This window comes from Dyadobacter sp. 676 (genome assembly GCF_040448675.1).
Taxonomy (GTDB): Bacteria; Bacteroidota; Bacteroidia; order Cytophagales; family Spirosomataceae; genus Dyadobacter.
In genome coordinates this window covers 4,363,093-4,384,823 of sequence record NZ_CP159289.1, presented here as the reverse complement: position 1 = coordinate 4,384,823, position 21,731 = coordinate 4,363,093, and the positions used below count along the sequence as shown (strand labels likewise).

17 protein-coding genes are annotated in these 21,731 nt (G+C 50.8%); 10 read left to right on the top strand and 7 right to left on the bottom strand.

All coding sequences use genetic code 11. The features are described 5' to 3' along the window. Positions 1-152: 152 nt before the first annotated feature. Positions 153-2,468, bottom strand: coding sequence for a glycoside hydrolase family 65 protein (locus ABV298_RS19690; protein WP_353717884.1), 2,316 nt, complete (start codon positions 2,466-2,468; stop codon positions 153-155). Then, positions 2,465-3,115, bottom strand: coding sequence for a beta-phosphoglucomutase (pgmB, locus tag ABV298_RS19685; RefSeq protein WP_353717883.1), 651 nt, complete (start codon positions 3,113-3,115; stop codon positions 2,465-2,467). The genes ABV298_RS19690 and pgmB overlap by 4 nt, the downstream gene beginning before the upstream one ends. 131 nt (positions 3,116-3,246) lie before the next feature. Between pgmB and ABV298_RS19680 the strand changes: the two genes are divergently transcribed. The 3 genes from ABV298_RS19680 to ABV298_RS19670 all read left to right on the top strand — a co-directional run bounded on the left by ABV298_RS19680 (position 3,247) and on the right by ABV298_RS19670 (position 7,022). After that, the gene (locus tag ABV298_RS19680) at positions 3,247-4,986 is read left to right on the top strand and encodes an alpha-amylase family protein (RefSeq protein WP_353717882.1); all 1,740 of its coding nucleotides are present in this window, start codon (positions 3,247-3,249) and stop codon (positions 4,984-4,986) included. Positions 4,987-5,116: 130 nt separating this feature from the next. Then, a complete protein-coding gene (locus tag ABV298_RS19675; protein WP_353717881.1) occupies positions 5,117-5,935 on the top strand; it encodes an N-acetylmuramoyl-L-alanine amidase-like domain-containing protein in 819 nt (272 codons plus the stop codon). Between the two features lie 7 nt (positions 5,936-5,942). Further along, positions 5,943-7,022, top strand: coding sequence for a mechanosensitive ion channel domain-containing protein (locus ABV298_RS19670; RefSeq protein WP_353717880.1), 1,080 nt, complete (start codon positions 5,943-5,945; stop codon positions 7,020-7,022). 275 nt (positions 7,023-7,297) lie between these two features. Here ABV298_RS19670 and ABV298_RS19665 read toward each other — a convergent pair whose 3' ends face one another. The 3 genes from ABV298_RS19665 to ABV298_RS19655 all read right to left on the bottom strand — a co-directional run bounded on the left by ABV298_RS19665 (position 7,298) and on the right by ABV298_RS19655 (position 10,114). Beyond that, complete coding sequence (locus ABV298_RS19665) at positions 7,298-8,668, bottom strand: HAMP domain-containing sensor histidine kinase (protein ID WP_353717879.1); 1,371 nt, start codon at positions 8,666-8,668, stop codon at positions 7,298-7,300. Further along, on the bottom strand, positions 8,665-9,342 hold the full coding sequence (locus ABV298_RS19660; RefSeq protein WP_353717878.1) for a response regulator transcription factor: 678 nt from the start codon (positions 9,340-9,342) through the stop codon (positions 8,665-8,667). Before ABV298_RS19660 ends, ABV298_RS19665 begins: the two co-directional genes overlap by 4 nt. A 211-nt stretch (positions 9,343-9,553) precedes the next feature. After that, the gene (locus ABV298_RS19655; RefSeq protein WP_353717877.1) at positions 9,554-10,114 is read right to left on the bottom strand and encodes a DinB family protein; all 561 of its coding nucleotides are present in this window, start codon (positions 10,112-10,114) and stop codon (positions 9,554-9,556) included. Positions 10,115-10,404: 290 nt separating this feature from the next. Here ABV298_RS19655 and ABV298_RS19650 point away from each other — a divergent pair, with 290 nt between their 5' ends. Genes ABV298_RS19650 through ABV298_RS19640 form a run of 3 tightly spaced genes read left to right on the top strand, consistent with a single transcriptional unit; the run spans position 10,405 to position 13,856 of the window. Next, positions 10,405-11,013, top strand: a complete 609-nt coding sequence (locus tag ABV298_RS19650) for a DUF4136 domain-containing protein (protein ID WP_353717876.1) — start codon at positions 10,405-10,407, stop codon at positions 11,011-11,013. Between the two features lie 4 nt (positions 11,014-11,017). Continuing rightward, positions 11,018-11,677, top strand: a complete 660-nt coding sequence (locus ABV298_RS19645) for a hypothetical protein (protein ID WP_353717875.1) — start codon at positions 11,018-11,020, stop codon at positions 11,675-11,677. Positions 11,678-11,687: 10 nt separating this feature from the next. Then, a complete protein-coding gene (locus ABV298_RS19640; RefSeq protein WP_353717874.1) occupies positions 11,688-13,856 on the top strand; it encodes a hypothetical protein in 2,169 nt (722 codons plus the stop codon). A 54-nt stretch (positions 13,857-13,910) separates the two neighbouring features. Here the strand turns inward: ABV298_RS19640 and pheA are convergent, their stop codons facing one another. Together pheA and ABV298_RS19630 are read right to left on the bottom strand one after the other, a co-directional pair. Continuing rightward, positions 13,911-14,984 (bottom strand): prephenate dehydratase, encoded by a 1,074-nt coding sequence (gene pheA / locus ABV298_RS19635; RefSeq protein WP_353717873.1) that lies wholly within the window; start codon positions 14,982-14,984, stop codon positions 13,911-13,913. Positions 14,985-15,092: 108 nt separating this feature from the next. Next, positions 15,093-16,964: a DNA topoisomerase IV subunit B gene (locus tag ABV298_RS19630; protein WP_353717872.1), complete on the bottom strand. Its 1,872-nt coding sequence runs from the start codon at positions 16,962-16,964 to the stop codon at positions 15,093-15,095. 275 nt (positions 16,965-17,239) lie between these two features. Between ABV298_RS19630 and ABV298_RS19625 the strand changes: the two genes are divergently transcribed. From ABV298_RS19625 to ABV298_RS19610, 4 genes are read left to right on the top strand one after another with little or no spacing between them, the layout of a single operon-like run. Then, positions 17,240-17,557, top strand: a complete 318-nt coding sequence (locus ABV298_RS19625) for a hypothetical protein (protein ID WP_353717871.1) — start codon at positions 17,240-17,242, stop codon at positions 17,555-17,557. Continuing rightward, positions 17,538-19,787 (top strand): SLBB domain-containing protein, encoded by a 2,250-nt coding sequence (locus ABV298_RS19620; protein ID WP_353717870.1) that lies wholly within the window; start codon positions 17,538-17,540, stop codon positions 19,785-19,787. The genes ABV298_RS19625 and ABV298_RS19620 overlap by 20 nt, the downstream gene beginning before the upstream one ends. A gap of 2 nt (positions 19,788-19,789) precedes the next feature. Then, positions 19,790-20,887 (top strand): hypothetical protein, encoded by a 1,098-nt coding sequence (locus ABV298_RS19615; RefSeq protein WP_353717869.1) that lies wholly within the window; start codon positions 19,790-19,792, stop codon positions 20,885-20,887. Between the two features lie 2 nt (positions 20,888-20,889). Further along, entirely contained in the window at positions 20,890-21,723 is an 834-nt protein-coding gene (locus ABV298_RS19610; RefSeq protein ID WP_353717868.1) for an ABC transporter permease, read from the top strand. Positions 21,724-21,731: the final 8 nt, after the last annotated feature.

The window sequence follows — 21,731 nt, the reverse complement described above, 5'->3', positions numbered from 1 at the left end:
ATTTTCTGTACCATGGGGTGCGTAATGGCTCAAAAGCTGCTAACCTACAAGGAATCAGGGAAAATTACAATTATTGCTAAGACCGTTTGCTAAATTTCTGGTAGAATATAATTTTTTAAATAAATAACATCATTCCAAGTAACCCTCGGTAATTAAAGTTGTACGGAAGACAGTGCGTCCACATACACTTTCTGGTCGTTAACAAAAACAGTCAGAGCGGTTTCCGTGCTGTTTTCAATGGAAATAGCTTGCCTCGACACACTTACTTTTAACAGGGCGCCACGGAACCCGATCCGGAACGAATATCCTTCCCACTGATCGGGGATGTAAGGCTTGAAGTACAGCGAACCGTCCTTTACACGCTGGCCTGCAAAGCCCTTCACGATACTCATCCAGGTACCGGCCATAGAGGTAATGTGCAAGCCATCCTCGGTATCGTTGTTGTAATCGTCGAGGTCCAGGCGGGCCGTGCGCAAATACATTTCATATGCCTTTTCGCGCATCCCCAACCCGGCCGCCAGGATGGAATGGACGCAGGGCGAAAGCGACGATTCATGTACGGTCATCGGTTCATAAAACTCGAAATTCCGGCGGATCGTCGCCGCGTCGAATTCGTGCTCAAAGAAATAAAGGCCTTGCAATACGTCGGCCTGTTTGATAAAACATGACCTCAATATCCTGTCCCACGACCACCGCTGGTTGATCGGCCGCTGATCGGCAATATCCGCGACGGTCTGCAGATGCTTGTCGAGGAAACCCTGCTGCTGCAAAAATACCTGCCGGCTTTCGTCGTAAGGATAATGCATGTTGTCGACAATATGCTTCCAGTCGGCGAGCTCGGTATTCAGCCGGAGGTTGGTTTTAAAAATCACTTCGTTCAGTTTGCGCGAATCTTCCTTCCACAGCTTGTCGATCACTTCCAGCGTATAACGAAGGGTCCAGCAGGCAATGTAGTTGGTATACCAGTTGTTGTTTACGTTGTTCTCGTATTCGTTGGGCCCGGTTACGCCGAGCATTACATATTGGCCTTTCGCTTCCGACCAGTTGACCCGCTGTTTCCAGAAACGTGAAATGCCGATCAGCACTTCGAGCCCCTCCCCGGTCACGTAGCTTTCGTCGCCCGTGTAGCGGGTGTAATCGTAAATGGCGTAGGCGATCGCACCGTTCCGGTGTATCTCTTCAAAGGTGATTTCCCATTCGTTGTGGCATTCCTCTCCGTTCATGGTCACCATCGGATAAAGCGCTGCCCCGTCGCTAAAACCGAGCCTGGCCGCATTTTCAATGGCTTTTTGCAGATGTTTGTAACGATAAACGAGCAAGTTCCGCGCAACCTTCTCGTCGGCTGTCGACAGGTAAAAGGGAATGCAGTATGCCTCCGTATCCCAATAGGTGCTACCGCCGTATTTTTCGCCCGTAAAACCTTTCGGTCCGATATTCAGGCGTTCGTCCTCCCCGGTGTAGGTTTGTCCGAGATGGAATATATTGAAGCGGATGCCCTGCTGCGCGGCTATGTCGCCCGCGATGGTAATGTCGTTTTTCTCCCATTTTTCCGCCCAGGCCTGTACCTGCTCCGCGTACATGCGGTCGAAGCCTTTTTCGGCGATGCGCGCGATGTACGCTTTGGCGCGGGGCAGCAAGTCGTCGTGCGTGTAGTTCGCCGACGACAGGTTAACCGCATATTTAAAAATGCTGACCTGCCGCCCCTCCCGTACTTCGAGCTGAACCGTACCGTCTACGTACTTGTCCCGGGAACTATGATTTACCGTAGTCGAAACCGGCATTCCATCCAGCTTGATTTCGAACTTCATCCCCGTTGCGACGCGGAATTGCTCCACGTTAAACGGATTGCTTTTGGTTTCCAGCACCAGATACCCCTCCTGCCCGGAAACCTCGTGCGCAATGCCATTCCAAAACGACTCGTCATAATTCGAATCGCGGTTCCGGATATTGCCGTCGAGAAATGGGGTAATGGTGAAATGATCGGTGAAATTGAGCGGCACCATACTGTAACTGATCGCCCCGGCCTCGTCGTCGGCCATACTGCAAAAGCGTTTGGAGTGGATGCGCAACTTCCGTCCGCCCGACAGCGTGACAGTCGTGGTACGTTCGAGCACGCCCTCTTTCATATTCAGTACGCGACGGAACTCGTCGATTTTACAGGTATTGAGGTCCAGCACTTCCGTGCCTACGCGAATCCCGATACCGGTCCAGTTACAGGCGTTCAGGACCTTGGCAAAGTAATTGGGATAACCGTTTTTCCACCAGCCTACCCGCGTTTTATCGGGAAAATAAACGCCCGCCACATAGTTTCCCGGCAGCGTTTTGCCCGAATATCCTTCTTCAAAATTCCCCCGCTGGCCCATACGGCCGTTTCCGAGGCTCATCAAACTTTCGGTGATTTCGTTATATCCGGGGTGAAAACCATCTTCTACTATGCACCATTCGTCGTGTGTAATGTAATTTTTCATGCGTTTTCCGATTGTGCTAAATCAAAACCCTCAAAACCCGGAATGACAATGTCGGCTTCCGCAAGAACGGACGCCTCGCCTACCCCTACGGCCAGCATTCCCGCTGCTTTGGCCGACTGGATACCGGCCACGGCGTCTTCAAACACGGCGCAATGCTGCGGCGCCACCTGTAAATCGGACGCGCCCATCAGGAACACCTGGGGGTCTGGCTTGCCTTTTGTAATGCGGTTGCCGTCGACGATCGTATCGAAGTAATGCAGCATGTTGATCCTTTCCAGGATGACCCGGGCATTTTTACTTGCCGAGCCCAGGCCGCTGCGGATACCTTGTTGTTTCAGCTCGTCGAGGAATGGGCGGACACCGGGCAGCGCGTCATCGGGCGTCATTTGCATGCACAGTTCAAGGTAGCGGGCATTCTTTGCGGCCGCCCTACGGATCTTTTCTTCTTCCGGCAATTGCACCCCGCCGATCGACAGCACGATTTCAAGCGATTCCATCCGGCTGATCCCTTTAAGGCGTTCATTTTCTTCCTGTGTGAGATCGAAACCCAGGTCCCGGGCCATTTCGCGCCAGGCAATGTAGTGAAAACGGGCGGTGTCGACGATTACGCCGTCGAGATCAAAAAGGCAGGCTTGTATTGAGGGCATACTTATCAAATTTAATATCTTGCAAAATAGTAAAAAATAGCAATTTGCCGCGCCAGGGCCGAAATACGGCTCTTTTGGCACCATCGGACCGCCGGAAAAGCGTTCCGGGAACAACTCAAAACTCCGACAAAATGTCCGCCGTCAACCACGATAAATTCATTATATACCAGATATTTACCCGTCTTTTCGGCAACCGGAAAACAGCCAACAAAGTCTACGGAACAATCGAGGAAAACGGTTGCGGGAAGTTTAACGACATCGACGACACCGCGCTCGCCGCGCTGAAAGATTTTGGCGTAACGCACCTGTGGTACACCGGTGTGCTTGAACATGCTACCCTGACCGACTACTCGAAGTTCGGCATCAAGCCCGACCATCCGCTGATCGTGAAAGGCATTGCAGGATCGCCCTATGCCGTAAAGGATTACTACGACGTAGATCCCGATCTGGCCGTCGACGTTCCGAACCGGATGCAGGAGTTCGAAAATCTCGTAACGCGCACACACGTACACGGCCTGAAGGTGATCATCGATTTCGTCCCCAACCACGTAGCGCGGCAATACCATTCAGATATGCGGCCGGAGGGGGTCAGAGATTTCGGCGAAGACGATGACAATACCGTCAGTTTCAGTCCGGGCAACAACTTTTATTATATTCCCGAACACGATTTCGTGGTGCCGGAGGGTCTTACGCCGCCATTGCCGGTAACGACGCCATATCATGAACGCCCCGCGAAGGCGACGGGAAACGACGTTTTCCAGGCGCAACCCAGCCAGTACGATTGGTATGAAACTGTAAAACTAAACTACGGCATCGATTATCTGGACGGCCGGGCACGCCATTTCGACCCCATTCCGTCCACCTGGCTTAAAATGCGCGATATCCTCATCTACTGGACACGAAAAGGCGTGGACGGCTTCCGATGCGACATGGCCGAAATGGTGCCTGTGGAATTCTGGGGTTGGGTGATCTCCGAGGTCAGGAGGGAGAATCCCGCGATCCTGTTCATAGCGGAAATTTATAATCTGTTCGAATACCGCAACTATATCGACAAGGGCGGGTTCGATTATCTCTATGACAAAGTAGGGCTGTACAATTCTTTGCGGCGGATCATCGGAGGGTATGGGACGACGGAAGACATCACACGGATCTGGCAGTACGAATCGGGGGATTTCAGCGAACATATGCTCCGGTTTCTTGAAAATCACGACGAACAGCGCATTGCCTCGCGGTATTTCGCCGGTAATCCGTGGACAGCCTTGCCGGCAATGGTCCTAAGCGCGACGTTGCATACCGGCCCGTTCATGCTCTACTTCGGGCAGGAGCTGGGTGTGGACGCCACACAGCAGGAAGGCTTTCAGGGTGACGATGGCCGTACGACGATTTTCGACTACTGGGGCATTCCCGAGTTCCAGCAATGGGTGAACGGGGGTAAATTCAACGACGAGCTCCTTACCATGGAGCAAAAGACGCTGCGTGAATTTTACCGGAACCTGAACGCCTTTGTCCTGAAAAACGAGGCTGTCTATGCCGGCGGATTTTACGATTTGCAATACGTAAATGCCGACGGGCAGTCGATCAACTACGATAAAACAATTATTTACAGCTACTTACGACACACCGATAATCAAAAATTACTGTTTGTATACAATTTTCACGAGTCACGAACCGTAGAAACGACGATTAAGGTGCCCCAGGACGCCTGGACGGACGTGCTCAAACTGGGCAATACGGGCTTGTACAAGCTGAAACCGGTGTTTCCCCTGGAGGTGCCGCAAGTCCAGCTGCGCACTGCGGAAATCACATCTACCGGTGTGCACGTGGAGCTTCCGCCTATTTCGGCATTCGCTTTCGAGATCGTTCCGAAGTAACGGGCCCGGGTCGCCCTGAAATTGCAAAAGGGGCTTTTGATCATTAATTTTACATCATCCGCCTGCCGGTGACTTTACAATGCCGGCAAGTTGGGTTGTTAACGTACCCTGGTTTTAAAGAAATTCAAGTATGATCAGATTTGTAGTGCTTTCCATTTTGTTGCTGACTTCCGCTGCCTGTTTCGGGCAGGCCAGCCTGCAAAAGACCTTTATGCAGAAAATGGAACTGCCTGCCAGCCGGGACATCGGTACGCAGGTCCTGCGGATCAGCGAATCATTCCTCGGCACACCTTACGTGGCCGGCACGCTGGAAGGAAACCCCACCGAGCGGCTTGTGTGCAAGTTCGACGGACTGGATTGCACTACCCTCGTGGAGAGCGTGATCGCCCTGGCTGTTGCCAAGATGGAGAATGCCACATTTGAGGAATATAAAAATGAACTCACCAAACTGCGTTACCGCGACGGCATTATCGACGGTTACCCATCGCGCCTGCATTATATCCTCGACTGGGTGTACGAAAACCAGAAACGCGGGCGGCTGGAAGACATTACCGCGAAAGTAGGTGGCGTACCTTTCGTCAAGGAGATCAACTTCATGACCACACATGCCAACCTGTACCCTTCGCTGGCCCCGAGCGACGTTTACGAGAAGGTAAAGGAGCAGGAAGCGGTTATCAATTCGCGGGAACACAGCTACATTCCGAAAAGCGACATCCAGAAGGCCGAGCCTATGCTGCACGACGGCGATATCGTGGCCTTCACGTCGTCGGTCGAAGGGCTGGATGTCAACCATATGGGCATTATTTCAAAAGTGGGCAGCAGGGCTTATCTGATTCACGCCTCGCTGACGGGCAAGAAGGTGATCATGACGAATGTTCCGCTGGCCGAGTACGTGGCCTCCGTCCCCAAGCACACGGGCATGATCGTCGCCCGGCTCAACGATATCTGAACTGTGAATGGATTTTAACGACCTGATCAATTACCGCAATTCACCCTGGCTGTTGCTGCTGCTGAGCGGCGGCGTCGGATTGGTTATCAGCATTATTTTCATCAGCCTGATCAGGGTAGCGGCATCGCGGAAAGAGTGGCGGGCATTGCGCGCAATCAGCGAGAACCTTACAAACGTGCTGCATTTCTTCATGCCGATCGTGCTGATTACCGGGGCCTCGAAAACCTACTCGTACGCCAATCCGCAATACGACTGGGTTTTCGGGCTAAGCAAAACCGCGTTAATCGGCATTACTACCTGGCTCATGGCCCGGATCGTGATTATCGTCGAAAAGATACTGATCGACAAGCTGGACTTCAACTCGCCGGACAACAACCAGGCCCGGCGCCTTTTTACCAAAATCAAATTCATCAAACGCATTGTGGTGATCATGGTCGTCACCATCGGCGTTTCCATATTGCTGCTCAGTTTCGACAGCGTGCGGCAGTATGGCGTGGGAATCCTGACTTCCGCGGGCATAGCCTCCGTAATCATCGGTTTCGCGGCGCAAAAATCGCTGGCAAATCTCATGGCCGGTATTCAGATCGCCTTTACCCAACCCATCAAAATCGATGATGTGGTTATCGTGGAGGGAGAATGGGGGCGTATCGAAGAGATCAACCTGACGTATGTCGTGGTCAACATCTGGGACTTGCGGCGCATTGTTTTACCCATTACCTATTTCATCGAAACGCCGTTTCAGAACTGGACAAGGAACGAAAGCGCGCTTACCGGCGCCGCTTTCTTTTACCTGAATTACCACACGCCGGTTGACAAGCTCCGGGCAAAATTGAAAGAAATACTCGACAGCACGCCGCTGTGGGACGGTCGTGCCTGGGCGTTGCAGGTAACGGACACGCAAGGCCAACTGATGGTCGTGCGGGCCTTGATGTCGGCGCGGAATTCCAGCGAAACTTTCGATCTCCGCTGCCTTGTACGGGAAAAGCTGATCGAGTTCATCGCGAAGGAGCACCCCGAGGCCCTGCCCGCAACACGTGTGGAGGAGAGCCAGCCGGTAAAATTCAGGCTTCCCGATCAGGGCATATAAAAAATTGGCCTCCGGAAGATCCGAAGGCCAGTTTTTTCTTACTACTCACCTAACTCAATTTAACTCAATACATTTTTTCTTAAATATTTTAACCTTCATTCCTGCATCGTTCGCGGCAAGTTCAATTCGACAAACGGCCTAAAAAAAACGGTGGAAATGAACGGGTGAAAGCTGCTGAAATGCCTGCTGGTTATAGACCTGCCCGGACGTGCGATTTACATTACAAAGGAGCTTTTTCGTTGTTAAAGAGGCATTAACGCTGAATTAAAAAGGAATTAAAAAGGGGGGAACTTAAGAATGAAGGTCGTGCCGGAACCCAGCGACGACTCCACTTCGATGCTCGCACCCTGCATGTTGATAATACGCTTCGTGAGGGCGAGCCCGATGCCATACCCCGCTTTGCTGATGGTGGACTGGCTGCGGTAGAACGTATCGAAAATATAGGGTAATTCCTCCCGCGCGATACCAATGCCCATATCACGAAAATAGATAATGATGAGCCTGTTCTTGATTTCGAGGAAAACGTTGCAGGTTTTGTCGGGCGAGTATTTGCAGGCGTTGTCCATCAGGTTCAGGAACGCAGTCCTGAGCAGGCTTTCATCGCCGAAGCGTTTCAATTGCTCCTCGTCTTCCGGAATTTTGTCGTAATGGATATGCACCTCATAGCCTGGATTCTTTTGCTGTACCGAGGTTTTGGCTTGCCATAAGACCTCATCGATCCGGATCTTCGAGAAAGTTACCCTGAATGCATTTTCCTCAGTCCGCGCCAGTTCGAGCAGGCGGCTTACGAGCTCGTTCATTTCCTTTGCCTCTGCCCAAATGCCCTTCAACGCATCCTGGTAATCGGCGGGCGAACGTTCTTTCATCAGGCTCAGCTCGGCCTCGCTCATGATAAGCGCCAGCGGCGTGCGCAGCTCATGCGACGCGTGCGAAACGAAGTTTTTCTGCGCCACAAATGCGATTTCGAGCCGTGTCAGCATCTGGTTGAAGGTCTCAGCAAGCAACGCAAGTTCGTCCTTTTCGCGGCCTACCCGTACTTTTTCATGCAAATTACCCGCCGAGATATTGTTTACCTGATCGATGATATCCGAAACCGGCTTGATCGCGTCGTTCGAAAATTGCCAGCCGGCTACGCCCACGAGGATCATCGACAACAGCCAGCCTATCAGCAGGATTTCCCGAAGGCGGTTGAGCTGGTTCATTCCCAGGTAATCGTTCGCGATCACGGCCACTACCCACGGCTTGCGGTGGTCCTGCAAGATGTGGCGAATGATGATCACCTCTTTCTTTTGATGTTTGGTATGGATCTCTTTCCCCGCCCTCGCCTCGGTGAGCATGTTTCTGGAAAGATTGAAGCTCTCTTTCCCGCTCACGAAAATAATGGAATCCGAGCCGTCGAAAATCGTTATTTCCTCGTCGAGCAGGATGGTCTTGTTTTCCTTTTCGATCTTTTCGATATCGGCCTTGCTGATTCCGTGGCTGGCTTCCACGAGCTGGGCGATCGTCTGGCCGCGCTCGTTGAGAAAGGAATAGAATTGCTTTTCGCGGTACTGGTCGTAAAAAAAGTAGATAGCAACGCAAAACAACGCCATAATGGAGCCCACCAGCATGGTAAACAACAACGTCAGGCGCGTTTTGATATTCATTCTTCCTTGAAAATATAACCCATGCCCACCACGGTGTGGATCAGCTTGGTAGGATAGTCTTTATCGACCTTTTTACGGAGAAAATTGATGTAAACGTCGATCACATTGGTGCCGGTATCGAACCGGATATCCCATACCTGCTCGGCGATGTCCACGCGCGACACGACGCGCCCGCGGTTGCGCATGAGGTATTCAAGCAAAGCGAACTCCTTGGCAGTGAGGTCGATGCGATTGCCGCCCCTTCTGGCTACCTTCTCGTCGAGATTCAGTTCGAGGTCGGCGATGGTGAGCACCTGGCTGGATTGTTCGCGGGCGCTGTTGCGTTGCGAGAGTACCTTAATGCGGGCGATCAACTCACGGAATTCGAAGGGTTTTACCAGATAATCGTCGCCCCCGGCTTCGAAACCATCGAGCTTGTCGTCGATCGTGCCCAATGCGGTCAGGAACAGGATCGGCGTCGTCAGCCCGTCGGCACGGAGCTGTTTGGCAAGATCGTAGCCGTTGAGGAGCGGAAGGTTCACATCCAGGATGATTACGTCAAACCGGTAGTTGGAAGCCATTTTCTTTCCGACCTGCCCGTCGTAAGCCAGTTCCACTTCCCACGATTGTTCTTCGAGGCCGCGTTTCAGAAAGCCCGCCAGTTTCGGTTCGTCTTCAACGATTAGTATTTTCATAGGATGAGCAAGCGTTTAAAGTGCCAAATGTTGCACAGATTTTTTGCTTAAAAAAAGGCTGCCCGAAATATCGGACAGCCTTTTTGTCTATATCCACACCATTGGAACGTTGGCATTTCTCAATATCCCGCGCTCCATTATAATGCAAAATATAAAATTTATATTATAAACAATAGGTAATCGACTATTTTTGCAAAATTTCATGCAAGTATCAATAGTAGTCTGCGGAATTGTCGTAATCCGAACGGTCGCCGTATGTGCCGTAATCGTCGTCTTCTTCCAGGCGCTTGGTCTTCGCTGCTTTTTTAATGAGTCCGATTTGCCCTGCATGGTAAACGTCGTGCTGGATCACTCCGTGGATCAATGTATAATAGGAGTAATCGCGGCCCGGCACAAATTCTTCCAGGAAACTGTCGTCTTCGATCTTTTCCAGTTCCGAGATCAGCTCTTCCTGTGAAAGGCTCAGTTCCATCTGGATTGCCTCCCATTCGAACTCGTCGACCACCGGGAACTTCTTCCAGTCCTTATCCTGCGTTTTGATATCGAATTCGGCATCGCCCTGCAACTTCCGCACGGCAAATATGCGCCAGGTGGTCATGTGGTACACGATTTCAGCAATCGAATGTGTGTTGCTGCTCAGGCGCGTCTCCGCTATTTTCGGGGTGACATCGCGCAGCGCTTCCACTACCGACGGACCGTACCATGCTTCCTCGCTTTCGTAGGTGTCGTTGAGTACATCTATGATTCTTAAAATCTCTTCTTTGGATTCCATATGATTAGATTAAACAGCTGCAAATTTACGGGGATTCGGACGAAGATTCCCTAAATGTGCTTTCAATATTAAAGAGACATTTTGCCGGATTCCATACTCTCCTGATCGTCTGCCGGTAAAGTGTAACGTTCCAACCAATCGCAGCGCGATACCGTCAGGGTTTATGAGTTCGGGAGTTGAGAGTTTATGAGTGTGACCTCGTCAACTTTAAACTCATGAACTCACAGCCCCGTAAACTTTAAACATTTCAATTTTCGTTTATTTAACAAATTTCAAAAAGTCATACTCAAATGTTCAAGAAAGCCTCTTTTCTGTTACTGATAATCGGCCTTGGTTTGATGTCGTGCTCCAAGGACCCGATCAGCGACCTTTCCAACGAGGAGTCGTTGGTATACATTACCAATCACGACAAATCCGCCAATTTCAGTCAGTACAAGACATTCAGCATCGTGGATTCGGTGCTGATCGTCAAGAACGACCGCGCAGGCACGTCGCTCGATGACATCGACAAGGCGATGCTGAACCGCATTATCACCAATATGAAGGCATTGGGGTACACGTATGTGAGCCGAAAGGATAATCCGGACGTCGGTATCAACGTGTCGTGGATCACGAACACGTATCTTAATGTGTATCAACCCCTTTCTTCCTATTATGGCGGTTACTGGGGCGGCTTCGGCTACGGCTACCCGAGCTATTACAGCTATTATGAAACCAGTGAGAGCTCATGGATGATTTCCATGCTCGACTTCAAACATCCACAAACGACACCTTCCGGTAAAACTTTCAATGTCATCTGGGACGCGCAGATCCGCGGCTCGGCCATCGGCGACCAAAACCTCATCGACAAAATGGCGGATTCCATTTTCGGGCAATCCGAGTACCTCAAAATCAAATAAAAAAATGAAAAGAATCATCATCACTGCCCTTTTCCTTGGAAGTGTTCTGCCCGCGCTGGCTCAGGAAAAACCCAAATTATATACCATTGCCTCGCCATTCGAACGCTACACCCATTACCTTGCAACGGCCCGCTATATGGGCGCCGTACCAATGGGTTCTTTCAAAGACAATTACATCGACAAATCTTCGTTCCGGAACTTCTCGCTCTCTATCGAATGGATATTGAGAAACTCGCCGATATCGGTGGGGGGCGAAATCGGTTCTACTTACTTCGAAAAACGCCTGCCGCGGGCTGTGTATCAAGGTGAGGACGGCACCATTTCGGCGGTGCAGACGCGCACAATATCCCAATATCCGATCGAACTGTTCGCAAACTACCGCTTCCTGCCCAGTAACGCCATGGTGCAGCCGTATGTACAAATCAGCGGCGGGGCGAGCATTCTCGATTACACGGTTTATTACGGCTCGCTGGCGTCGCAGGATCAGAAAGTACGCTTCAAATATGGCGTCGGGGCCGGTTCCAGGTTTTTATTTAAGAGAGACGGGACGTTTGGCCTGGATGTGCGTGTCAAATACGATGGAACGGCTTACAAATATGACTACATCGATAAAGGCATATCATCCGTAAACGGCTCGATCGGCCTATTCTATCGTTGGTGGTAAACAACGCATCGTGACACATAAAAAGAAGGTTTTGACCAAAACATCGCTTCTCTGGCTTGGCGGCATTTTCGCATTCCTGATCGGTTCCGGGCTTTGGGCCTGGAACCGTTTTGGTCCGAGCGGCCACAAAACTTACGTACAGGTTACCGAAGGCTTTCCTCTGGCCCGGACGCTCGACTCGGCCTCCCATGCATGCGATCTCGTCATTCGACGATACAGGCAAGTCGGCCGCGAAATGCAGTTCGAACTCGCGGCCAATGCGGGCGGACTCTCCCCATACGACGTCAGTATAACCCAGAACGGCAAAACCCAGACTTTCCGGGCCATACCACATCGTTACGGCACATGGCTCACGGTTCCAGATGTGGATATCGCTGGCGGCGAGGCACAGATCAGTGTTTCGAGCCTCGGCCAGCAAGGCTGCCGAACTACCGCCGCATTCAATTTCGAAGCTTCGCTGGCCAACGAGGTAGTCGATCCCCGTGAGTGGATCCGGCAGGGAAGCAAGGATAACTGGCTCGATGTACGGCCCGTGCGAAAGGACGGCAAACTTTACCTTCGCGACTTCGCCAATTACAACGACAACCGCACGAAGGTCGTCATGATCGACGGCATTGCGGTACAGGGGCTTGAGAACGGCATTGAAATAAAACCCGGCTACTTATATTCCGTCACTGCCCGCTGGATCGATGCTCCCTACAACGACTGGTGGAATGCTGCGAAAAACCGTACCGTCCGCCAGCAGAACATCTGGATCGCCGGCAAACCGGAGCAGTCGGGAGCGAATGCGCTCACCCGCATTCCGATACCCGACTGGTTTTCACCCTCACGCGGCATCAACGTCGATTTTGACACCAAGTTTCCCGAATTCGAACCCATTAAGGACAAACTGGTAATGCAATACCGGCTGAACAACTATGTACCCTCCGAGAATTACTACAAGCGGGGAATAAGGTATTTGTCCAATACGGAAAAGGAATTTCCGCCGGAAAAACTGCATTACACGGCCACTCCGAATTACTTTGGCGACAAGGACGAAAAATGGTTCGCTGGTCTATCGCAAGAGCAGGTGGAAGCGCTTGCGGGCATACCGGGATTTGGAGTGTACGCCTATGATTTCGAATTCTGGAGCCAGCATTACCCAAAAGAAGTAATCCAGCGACTGATCTGGTTTTCGAGGGTAATCAAAAAGAACCATCCGCATATGTATCTGATGGATTACTGGGGTGGCGGCGCATACACGAATCCGCATATCAATACTGTCGGCGGGGCTAACCCGAAGGATTTTATCAAGGACTACTCCGAGCCCAAATCCAACAACCCGAACTTCGATCCCCTGCCCAACGGCGACAGCTTCCGGGATATTTTCAACACCGTTCCGATTGATGTGTACCCGAAACCGATGTTTGCGGTAGATAATGCAGGTAATTCGCCGAACAACTTTGTGCTGCTCTCGGCAATCCATTCGCTGCGCATCAACAGGTTGCTGCCTTATCAGAAAAACAATAAATTCATCTTCTACGGTTGGAACCGGTACATGCCTTTGTACAAAGACCCGATCGTGCCCTGGAACTACCAGCTTACGGATCCGAAAGGCGAACTCATCATGAACCAGCTCGAAATGATGCCTGCCAGCCAAGCTTTGAGCTTTTCATTATTCTCATTGATCCTTTTCGATGGCTATTACCTATGGCATGACGGCGGACCGAGCGCACAGAACCCTAATGCCTACAAACTTTCGAAAGATATGTGGGGCTGGGGCTACGAATGGTACCCGGCCGACGGCAAAACGCCTGAAACCGAAGTTGGCCGTAACACGAGCGGAGGCACTGCCGCTCCCTACTGGGACTTCCCGACCGAATATTACGTGCTTGGCAACTGGATGGCAAAACAAGTAGAAGACGTGCTGACCGGCGGTACCAACCAGGACCTGGCTTTCCAGCTCGACGGGCAATGGATACAGCCCAAAAAAGAGCAGGCACTGCTGGCGATCGACGGAAAACAGCCATTTGTTACTTCTATCGTAAAAGGCAATCTCATCGTCGTACTGGCGGTGGACTCGTTCCAGCAGCCCTCGGCCCTGCGGAAAATGAAAATAAGGCTGCCCGACGGCGTCGAAACTGAAATTGAATTATATGGCAACTGGCCGTCGCTTTACCGAGGCACATTGAAGAAATAGCCTTAAAATGCATTATATAAACGAAAAGCTCGCGGGTAATGCGAGCTTTTCGTTTTATGCGACTCTTACGTAGCTTCCGAGCCATTTCAGGTGCGTCCCGTACTTTTGCATGATCTCCTGCACCTGCGGATCGTCCATGTGCCCGAGGAATTCCACCAGGAACCACGCGCGGAACGACGCTTCGCCGCGTAACGGCCGGCTCTCGATCTTGGTGAGGTTGATACCCCGGTCGTTAAAATCTTTCAGAAATTCATACAGCACGCCCGGCCGGTTGGTATTGGGCAGGTTCGCGATGATCGTCGTTTTGTCGTCGCTGCTTTTCACATTGGTGAAATCTTTCGCCAGGATCAGGAAGCGCGTCTGATTCTGGTCGCTGTCCTCGATATTGTCGAAAAGAACGGGAACCCCGAACAATCGTGCAGAAATGGATGAGCAAATGGCGGCCGAATCCGGTTCTTCCGAGGCCAGTTTGGCCGCTTTGGAAGTAGAATCCACTGCGATGAGCTCGATTCCCATGCCTTCCAGGTATTCGCTGATAAACTTTCCGCACTGGCGGAATGCGATGTCTTTAGAATAAATCCTCTTAATCGATTTCAGGCTATCGGACTGGGATGCGAAGGTAAAATGCACCTTCAAAAGCATTTCAGCCACAATCGAAAGGTTTTTCTCCCGCAGGAAATCCACCGTTTCCACAACAATTCCCTCCTGGTTGTTTTCGATAGGCACCACGCCGAATTTGGCACGGCCTGTTTCCACGCTTTCGAACACCGAATGGATCGTGGGCAGTACGAGGTATTCGCTCATCGCCCCAAAACGGCTTTCGGCGGCCTGGTGCGTAAAACTCCCTTCCGGACCGAGATAGGAAATCCGTTCGGGCAGTTCCAGGTTTCGGGAAACGGCAAAAATTTCAAAGAAAATGGCGTCGATCGCCTGACGGGTCAGCAGCCCGTTGTTATGCCTGGCGAGCCTGTCGAGGATTTGCTTCTCCCGCTCGGGGCGATAAATAATCGATTGGGAGGACCGTTTCAATTCCCCCACCTTTTTCACGAGCTCCATCCGCTCGTTCAAGATGCTCAGTAACTGGTCGTCCAGTCCGTCGATCCTGTTTCTTAATTCCTGTAATTCCACAAAGACACTTTAAATATGATGATCAAAACCGGAAGGTGCGTCTGCATTATCATAAAGAACTCCCTGGTCCGCTATTACTCGACCTCCCAAAGATAATGCTCAACAGGCCTATCCTGCGAGAGCGAGTTCTTCCACATTCTTCTCAATTTTGAGATTATCAATAATAAAACGCTGTCTTTCAGGGGTATTTTTACCCATAAAATAACTCAGCAATTTCTGAATGGACGTTTCCTTTTGCAGGATTACCGGCTCCACCCGCATATCCTCGCCGATGAACTTTCCGAATTCTTCCGGCGAAATCTCTCCCAGTCCTTTGAAGCGGGTAATTTCCGGCTTGTTACCCAGCTTGTCGATAGCCGCCTGCTTCTCCTCTTCGCTGTAACAGTAAATGGTTTCTTTCTTGTTACGGACGCGGAACAGCGGCGTTTCGAGCACAAACAAATGCCCGTTGCGCACCAGATCGGGGAAGAATTGCAGGAAAAAAGTCATCAGCAACAGCCGGATATGCATTCCGTCCACATCGGCGTCGGTAGCGATGATAATGCGGTTGAACCGGAGGTTTTCCACGCCATTCTCCACATCCAATGCATGCTGGAGCAGATTGAACTCTTCGTTTTCGTAAACAATCTTTTTGGTAAGCCCGAACGAATTCAGCGGCTTGCCGCGCAAGCTAAACACGGCCTGCGTCTGAATGTCGCGCGATTTGGTAATGGAACCGCTCGCGGAATCCCCTTCAGTGATAAACAATGTCGTTTCGTACCGCTGGTCGCTCTTGAGGTCGGTGAGGTGAATGCGGCAGTCGCGGAGCTTTTTATTGTGCAGGTTGGCCTTTTTGGCACGGTCGTTGGCAAGTTTCTTAATTCCCGCCAGCTCTTTCCGTTCCCGTTCCGACTGCTCGATCCGCTTCTTCAATGCATCGCGCGATTCGGGGTTCATGTGCAGGAAGTTGTCCAGCCTTTCTTTTACGAAATCATTAACGAATGTCCTGACCGTCGTGCTGTTCGGATCGGGCGTAATGGTGTTCGAACCCAGCTTGGTTTTGGTTTGCGACTCGAAAACGGGCTCCTGGACGCGGATAGCGATCGCACCGATAATGGAAGAACGGATATCCTCCGGCGCATAATCTTTACCGAAATGCTCGCGCACCGCCTTCACGACCGCCTCCCTGAATGCAGCGAGATGGGTACCTCCCTGTGTCGTATATTGACCGTTCACAAACGAATAGTATTCCTCACCATATTGGTTACCATGAGTCATCGCCAGTTCAATATCGTCGCCTTTCAAATGAATGATCGGGTAACGCAGCGATTCGGGGTCGGATTTGCTTTTCAGGAGATCGAGCAGGCCGTTTTGCGAAAAGTATTTCTGCCCATTGAAATTGATCGTCAACCCTGCGTTCAGATAGCAGTAGTTCCAGATCATATTGTCGAGGTATTGCGGAATATACCTGAAGTTCTTGAAAATAGTGCTATCCGGTTCAAACGCCACATAGGTCCCGTTGCGCTGGCTTGTTTGAAGCTCCTCCGATTCGTGCAGCAGCGTCCCCTGCTGGAATTCCGCAATCTTTGTCTTGCCATCGCGGTACGATTGCACTTTAAAGTGATTGGAAAGCGCATTCACCGCTTTTGTACCGACACCGTTCAGGCCCACCGACTTCTGGAACGCCCCGGAATCGTATTTACCGCCGGTGTTGATCTTCGAAACGCAGTCAACAACCTTGCCCAGCGGAATGCCGCGGCCGTAGTCGCGCACTTCCACGCGGTGTTCGGAAATCTTAATCTCGATTGTTTTGCCGTTGCCCATCATGTGCTCGTCGATCGAATTGTCGACTACTTCCTTCACGAGCACGTAAATCCCATCGTCCACCGACGAGCCGTCGCCGAGCTTGCCGATATACATCCCGGGCCTCAGGCGGATATGTTCCTTCCAGTCCAGTGACCGGATACTGCTCTCGTCGTATTGAACATTTGTACTTTCCATATTTATAACTATTCTTTTAGGAGTATTATGGCTTTTGGAACCGGTATTTTAATAAATTGAATCTTTTGTCGTTACCCTGTTATAACTTTGCGGGGCTTTATAAGATGCGGCCCCGATTAATAGAAATTCTTTAAAAATAGGAAAAATCTAATTTACTTTGCCATGATATACACTACCAGAATATTGCGTGTACTCGAATCCCAAATTCAAAAATACTAGTCTTATACATAGTTTTAATGAATTTTCAGACTTTCAATAGTACAATAATTCTTCTTATGAACAGATCCAGGTTGGCTAAAAGTTATAAATCTGTACTTCCCTATTTCCTGAGTTTACTCATTTCATTGCCCGCTTTTTCACAGGTTATTGCACCAACGGCCCCTTCCGGAACTGCTACCCCGTCGTCGACCGGAACACAAGGCTCTCCCCAATCAGGCCCGAGAAGCGGCAACACGGGTACAACCGGCACGGGGAATACGCAATCCGGCCCAGGTGGCCAGCAGGGATCTACCCAGCAGGGGGCAAATCAGCCGGGCGGGAACCAGCAGCAGGGCACCCAGCAACAGGGGAACGATGGCCAGGGGGGGCGATAAAGGCAAGGGCGCAAATCAGAACAGCCAGAATAGCGAAGGTGGCGAGCAAAGCAAGATCAATACCAGTACCAGCACCACCCTGACGCCCGAAGAACAGGCCAAGGAAGCGCTCCGCCAGAAGATCTACGGCTATTCGATTTTTGCCGATAAAAATCTCGCACCAATCCCTGATTTACAAATTGTTACGCCAACAAATTACGTGGTTGGCCCCGGCGACGAACTGAAAATTTACCTCTACAACTACGCCGAAAGCACCTACGAGGTGATCGTCAACAAGGACGGTTTCATCAGCATTCCCCGCGTCGGCAATGTCATGGTAGCCGGTCGTACGATCGAAGAAATCAAGAAAATCCTCATCGACAAGTTTGCCAAATTTGTTCCGGGCATGATCGGCACGGGGGGCGAAACTGCCCGCACCAAACTGATGGTTACACTGGGCGAAGTGCGTTCGGTGAAGGTCTTCGTAACCGGAGAAGTGATCAATCCGGGCACTTACACGGTATCGTCCCTTTCCTCGGCATTCAATGCGCTGTACCAGGCGGGGGGGCCTAACGAAATTGGATCTTTCCGCGAAGTGCGCGTGGTCCGCCAGGGCAAGGTCGTCTCGAGAATGGATATTTACGACTACCTGGTAAACGGAAAAATCGATGGCGATATCCGCGTTCAGGAGAACGATAACATCGTGGTTGGATATTACCTGAAACGTGCCGAAATCGCAGGGATGGTGAAACGTCCGGGCATCTACGAACTGAAACCGGAAGAAAAACTGGGCGATGTGCTTCGTTATGCGGGCGGGTTCAACGACAAGGCTTACCGGGCACGCCTGAAAATCCAGCGTATCACTTCCAAGGAACGGAAAATCCTCGATGTGGCGGAAAGCGAATATGATACATTCGAAATGGCGACCGGTGACTCTATCAATGTGGAAACCGTACTCGACCGTTACGAGAATATCGTTACCGTTGAAGGCGCCGTAATGCGGCCGGGAGAATATTCGCTCGACAACAGCCCGACCCTCAAAGCGCTGATCGATAATGCGCAGGGCATGCGCGAGGACGCTTTCGTAGGCCGCGTGAACGTACTGCGCACCCGCGAGGACCTCACGATCCAGACCATTCCCATCAATTATACCGACGTGCTCAACGGCGTTACGCCCGACCTCGTACTGACCCGCCTCGACCAGGTGGTTGTTCCGTCGAGGTTTGAAATGGCTGAAACAGCCTATGTAAGCGTGGAAGGCGAAGTGAACAACACCAAGATCGGCCAGAATGAAGGGAAATTTCCGTACACGACCGATATGACGCTCGAAGACGTACTAGTACAAGCAGGTGGTCTGAAAGAATCCGCTTACACATCGGAAATCGAGGTGGTAAGACGGAAAAGAAATTCGGTTGCAGGTGCTGCAAATGCGCAGATCTCGGAGGTTTACAAATTCAATGTGAACCGCGACCTGTCGCTGAATGCCAAGGCGACCAACTTCGTGTTGTTCCCGTTCGACCAGGTAATCGTCCGCAAGTCGCCCAACTATGTTGAACAGCAGACCGTATTCGTAGAAGGCGAAGTGCTGGTAACGGGTCCCTACACGATTATCAATAAAAACGACAAGATCAGCGACATTATCAAAAGGGCCGGCGGACTGACGGAGCTTGCTTATCCCGAAGGCGCCACACTTTTGCGCCGCACGGTTGTAAAGAACCTCGACGAACCGGTAGATTACGAACAGGTGCAGCAAACCGAAAAACGCATCAAACAGGGAACGCTGACCGGCGACCTGCCGAACGTGAAGGAAGAAAAAATCGGTATCGTGCTGAAAAACATCCTGAAAAACCCGGGTTCGTTCGAAGACCTGGTAGTGCAGGAAGGAGATATTATCCGCATTCCGAAACGTCTGGAAACCGTTCAGGTTACCGGGGCGGTGCTATACCCGACGACTGTGAAATATGGCAAGGGAATGTCGTTTTCGGATTATATTTCACAATCGGGAGGTTTTACGGTACAATCGCTCAGAAAGAGCTCTTACATCAAATATCCGAACGGAAATATCGACCGCACACGCAGGTTCCTCTTCTTCAATGTGTATCCGAAAGTGCAGCCGGGATCAGAAATTTACGTTCCTTTGAGAGCGGCTCCCGCGCTTAATACACAGCAAAGCATCCAGACAGCTACAACCCTGTTGAGCTCGATCATGGGATTAATCGTAACAGTATTGGCATTCCGCACAATCAGATAATTATGGCGACAGCGACCACACATCAAATCCCGGAAGACGAACTATCTCCAAAGGAAGTCGTCGAGAAAATACTGGTAGTAAAAAATGCATTGATCCGTAACTGGAAAATGCTTTTGCTCTTGCCTGCCGTTGGTTTCGGTATCGGCTATGCCATGGACACTTACCATAAAAAGCCGCCTACCTACGAAGCTACCGTGGTCTTTAACCTTGGCGCGGCCGGGCAGAGTTCCGGGTTCGGCGATGTGGCAGGTTTGCTGGGCCTGGGTGCACAGCCGGATGCCAATATTTTTACCGGAGAAAACTTCTTCTATTTCGTGAAGTCGCGCCCGGTACTGGAAAGAAATCTCATGAAGGAAGTAGAAGTGAACGGCCAAAAACAACTGCTGGCCAACTTCTATATTGATTCCAGCGGAATCAAGACTTCCGACTGGGAGGACCGTCCGGACCTGCAGAAATTCCATTTCACGACGAACGATGTGAAAAAGATGGATCTCAACTCGCGCATGATCCTGAACTCGATCGTGAAGCGTGCGGCCGAGGCAACCGAGATCGCAGCCCTGGACCGGAAATCATCTTTCACTTCGCTCTCTACTAAGATGGAGAACGAGCACCTCGCCGGATTGTGGGTAACCACGCTCCTGGAAACCGTGGAAGAAATGTACACCGAAAACCAGACGCAAAAAACACGTAAGACACTCCGCCTGCTGCAACATCGTGCCGACTCCCTGGCGACAGTGCTGGGTATTGCGGAGCATAAACTCGCAAGACAGCTCGATTACAGCGCGCAGATCATGATGCCAGAGGCCAAAGTATCGGCTAACAGCATGGAGAGGAAATCGTCGTTCCTGCAACAATTGTATTATGAAGCGATGGCCAATGCCGAAAAAATGCGGATTTCGCTCGTAAAAGAAGCGCCTCTCTTTACCGAAATCGAGGGAATCAAGGTGCCTCTGGACGTAATACATGAAAACAAGACGAATTCCAAAATCGGGGCACTGGCAGGTTTGATGATCGCACTGATCCTGACTTATTTCAGAACGGTGTTTTCTTCATCCTCAACCACCACCACTACCGTGCGCAAGGAAGTAGTAACGGCATAATCATGGCAACTCAACACTCTATTACGATCAAGGCCGGCGGGTCTGAAAAGGATTATTGGAAAGATCTCTGGCTGAACAGGCAACTGCTGTGGATCCTGTCCAAAAGGGATATTTCCGTTCGTTACAAACAAACGCTCCTGGGAGTGGCGTGGAGCGTATTACGCCCGCTCATGACGATGACCGTCATGGTGTTTGTTTACAGTTACGTAGCCAAGTTAAAGGCAGACCCCGGCGTTCCGTATCCATTGATGGTCCTTGTCGGGCTGACGATCTGGACGTTTTTCGCCAACACATTTACGCAAATCAGCAACAGTATCCTGATCAACCATAACCTGGTTTCGAAGGTATATTTCCCGCGGCTGCTTATGCCACTGAGCTCGATCGCCGTTGGTTTTGTGGATTTCCTCATCACTTTTGGAATTTATTTGCTTGTAACGGCATTCTTCCAATACCCTATCAGCTGGCAGATCATCTTTCTTCCTTGCTTCGTTTTGCTTACATTTATTACATCGATGGGCTTCGGCCTGTTTTTTGCTGTGTTGAATGTACGCTTCCGGGACATCGGCCAGTTGATCCCCTTTATGGTACAGGTGGGTATGTACGTATGTCCGGTAGCTTATTCCAGCAGCCTTGTCAAAGGAACCTGGTTTGAAAAATACTATAACCTGAACCCGCTTGTAGGGATTATCGATGGTTTTCGCTGGTGCCTACTGGGAAGCAAATCGTATTTCAACCCGCAGAGTTTGTATTCAACGGTTATTATATCAACGATCATTTTGGTTATTTCGCTGATCTATTTCCGTAAAAAAGAGAATACTTTCGTTGACCATATCTGAAATAACCA

Excerpts from the sequence above, each read along its gene's own strand:
- ABV298_RS19690 (WP_353717884.1), bottom strand. The coding sequence starts at position 2,468 with ATGAAAAATTACATTACACACGACGAATGGTGCATAGTAGAAGATGGT.
- pgmB (WP_353717883.1), bottom strand. The coding sequence starts at position 3,115 with ATGCCCTCAATACAAGCCTGCCTTTTTGATCTCGACGGCGTAATCGTC.
- ABV298_RS19680 (WP_353717882.1), top strand. The coding sequence starts at position 3,247 with ATGTCCGCCGTCAACCACGATAAATTCATTATATACCAGATATTTACC.
- ABV298_RS19675 (WP_353717881.1), top strand. The coding sequence starts at position 5,117 with ATGATCAGATTTGTAGTGCTTTCCATTTTGTTGCTGACTTCCGCTGCC.
- ABV298_RS19670 (WP_353717880.1), top strand. The coding sequence starts at position 5,943 with ATGGATTTTAACGACCTGATCAATTACCGCAATTCACCCTGGCTGTTG.
- ABV298_RS19665 (WP_353717879.1), bottom strand. The coding sequence starts at position 8,668 with ATGAATATCAAAACGCGCCTGACGTTGTTGTTTACCATGCTGGTGGGC.
- ABV298_RS19660 (WP_353717878.1), bottom strand. The coding sequence starts at position 9,342 with ATGAAAATACTAATCGTTGAAGACGAACCGAAACTGGCGGGCTTTCTG.
- ABV298_RS19655 (WP_353717877.1), bottom strand. The coding sequence starts at position 10,114 with ATGGAATCCAAAGAAGAGATTTTAAGAATCATAGATGTACTCAACGAC.
- ABV298_RS19650 (WP_353717876.1), top strand. The coding sequence starts at position 10,405 with ATGTTCAAGAAAGCCTCTTTTCTGTTACTGATAATCGGCCTTGGTTTG.
- ABV298_RS19645 (WP_353717875.1), top strand. The coding sequence starts at position 11,018 with ATGAAAAGAATCATCATCACTGCCCTTTTCCTTGGAAGTGTTCTGCCC.
- ABV298_RS19630 (WP_353717872.1), bottom strand. The coding sequence starts at position 16,964 with ATGGAAAGTACAAATGTTCAATACGACGAGAGCAGTATCCGGTCACTG.
- ABV298_RS19625 (WP_353717871.1), top strand. The coding sequence starts at position 17,240 with ATGAACAGATCCAGGTTGGCTAAAAGTTATAAATCTGTACTTCCCTAT.
- ABV298_RS19620 (WP_353717870.1), top strand. The coding sequence starts at position 17,538 with ATGGCCAGGGGGGGCGATAAAGGCAAGGGCGCAAATCAGAACAGCCAG.
- ABV298_RS19615 (WP_353717869.1), top strand. The coding sequence starts at position 19,790 with ATGGCGACAGCGACCACACATCAAATCCCGGAAGACGAACTATCTCCA.
- ABV298_RS19610 (WP_353717868.1), top strand. The coding sequence starts at position 20,890 with ATGGCAACTCAACACTCTATTACGATCAAGGCCGGCGGGTCTGAAAAG.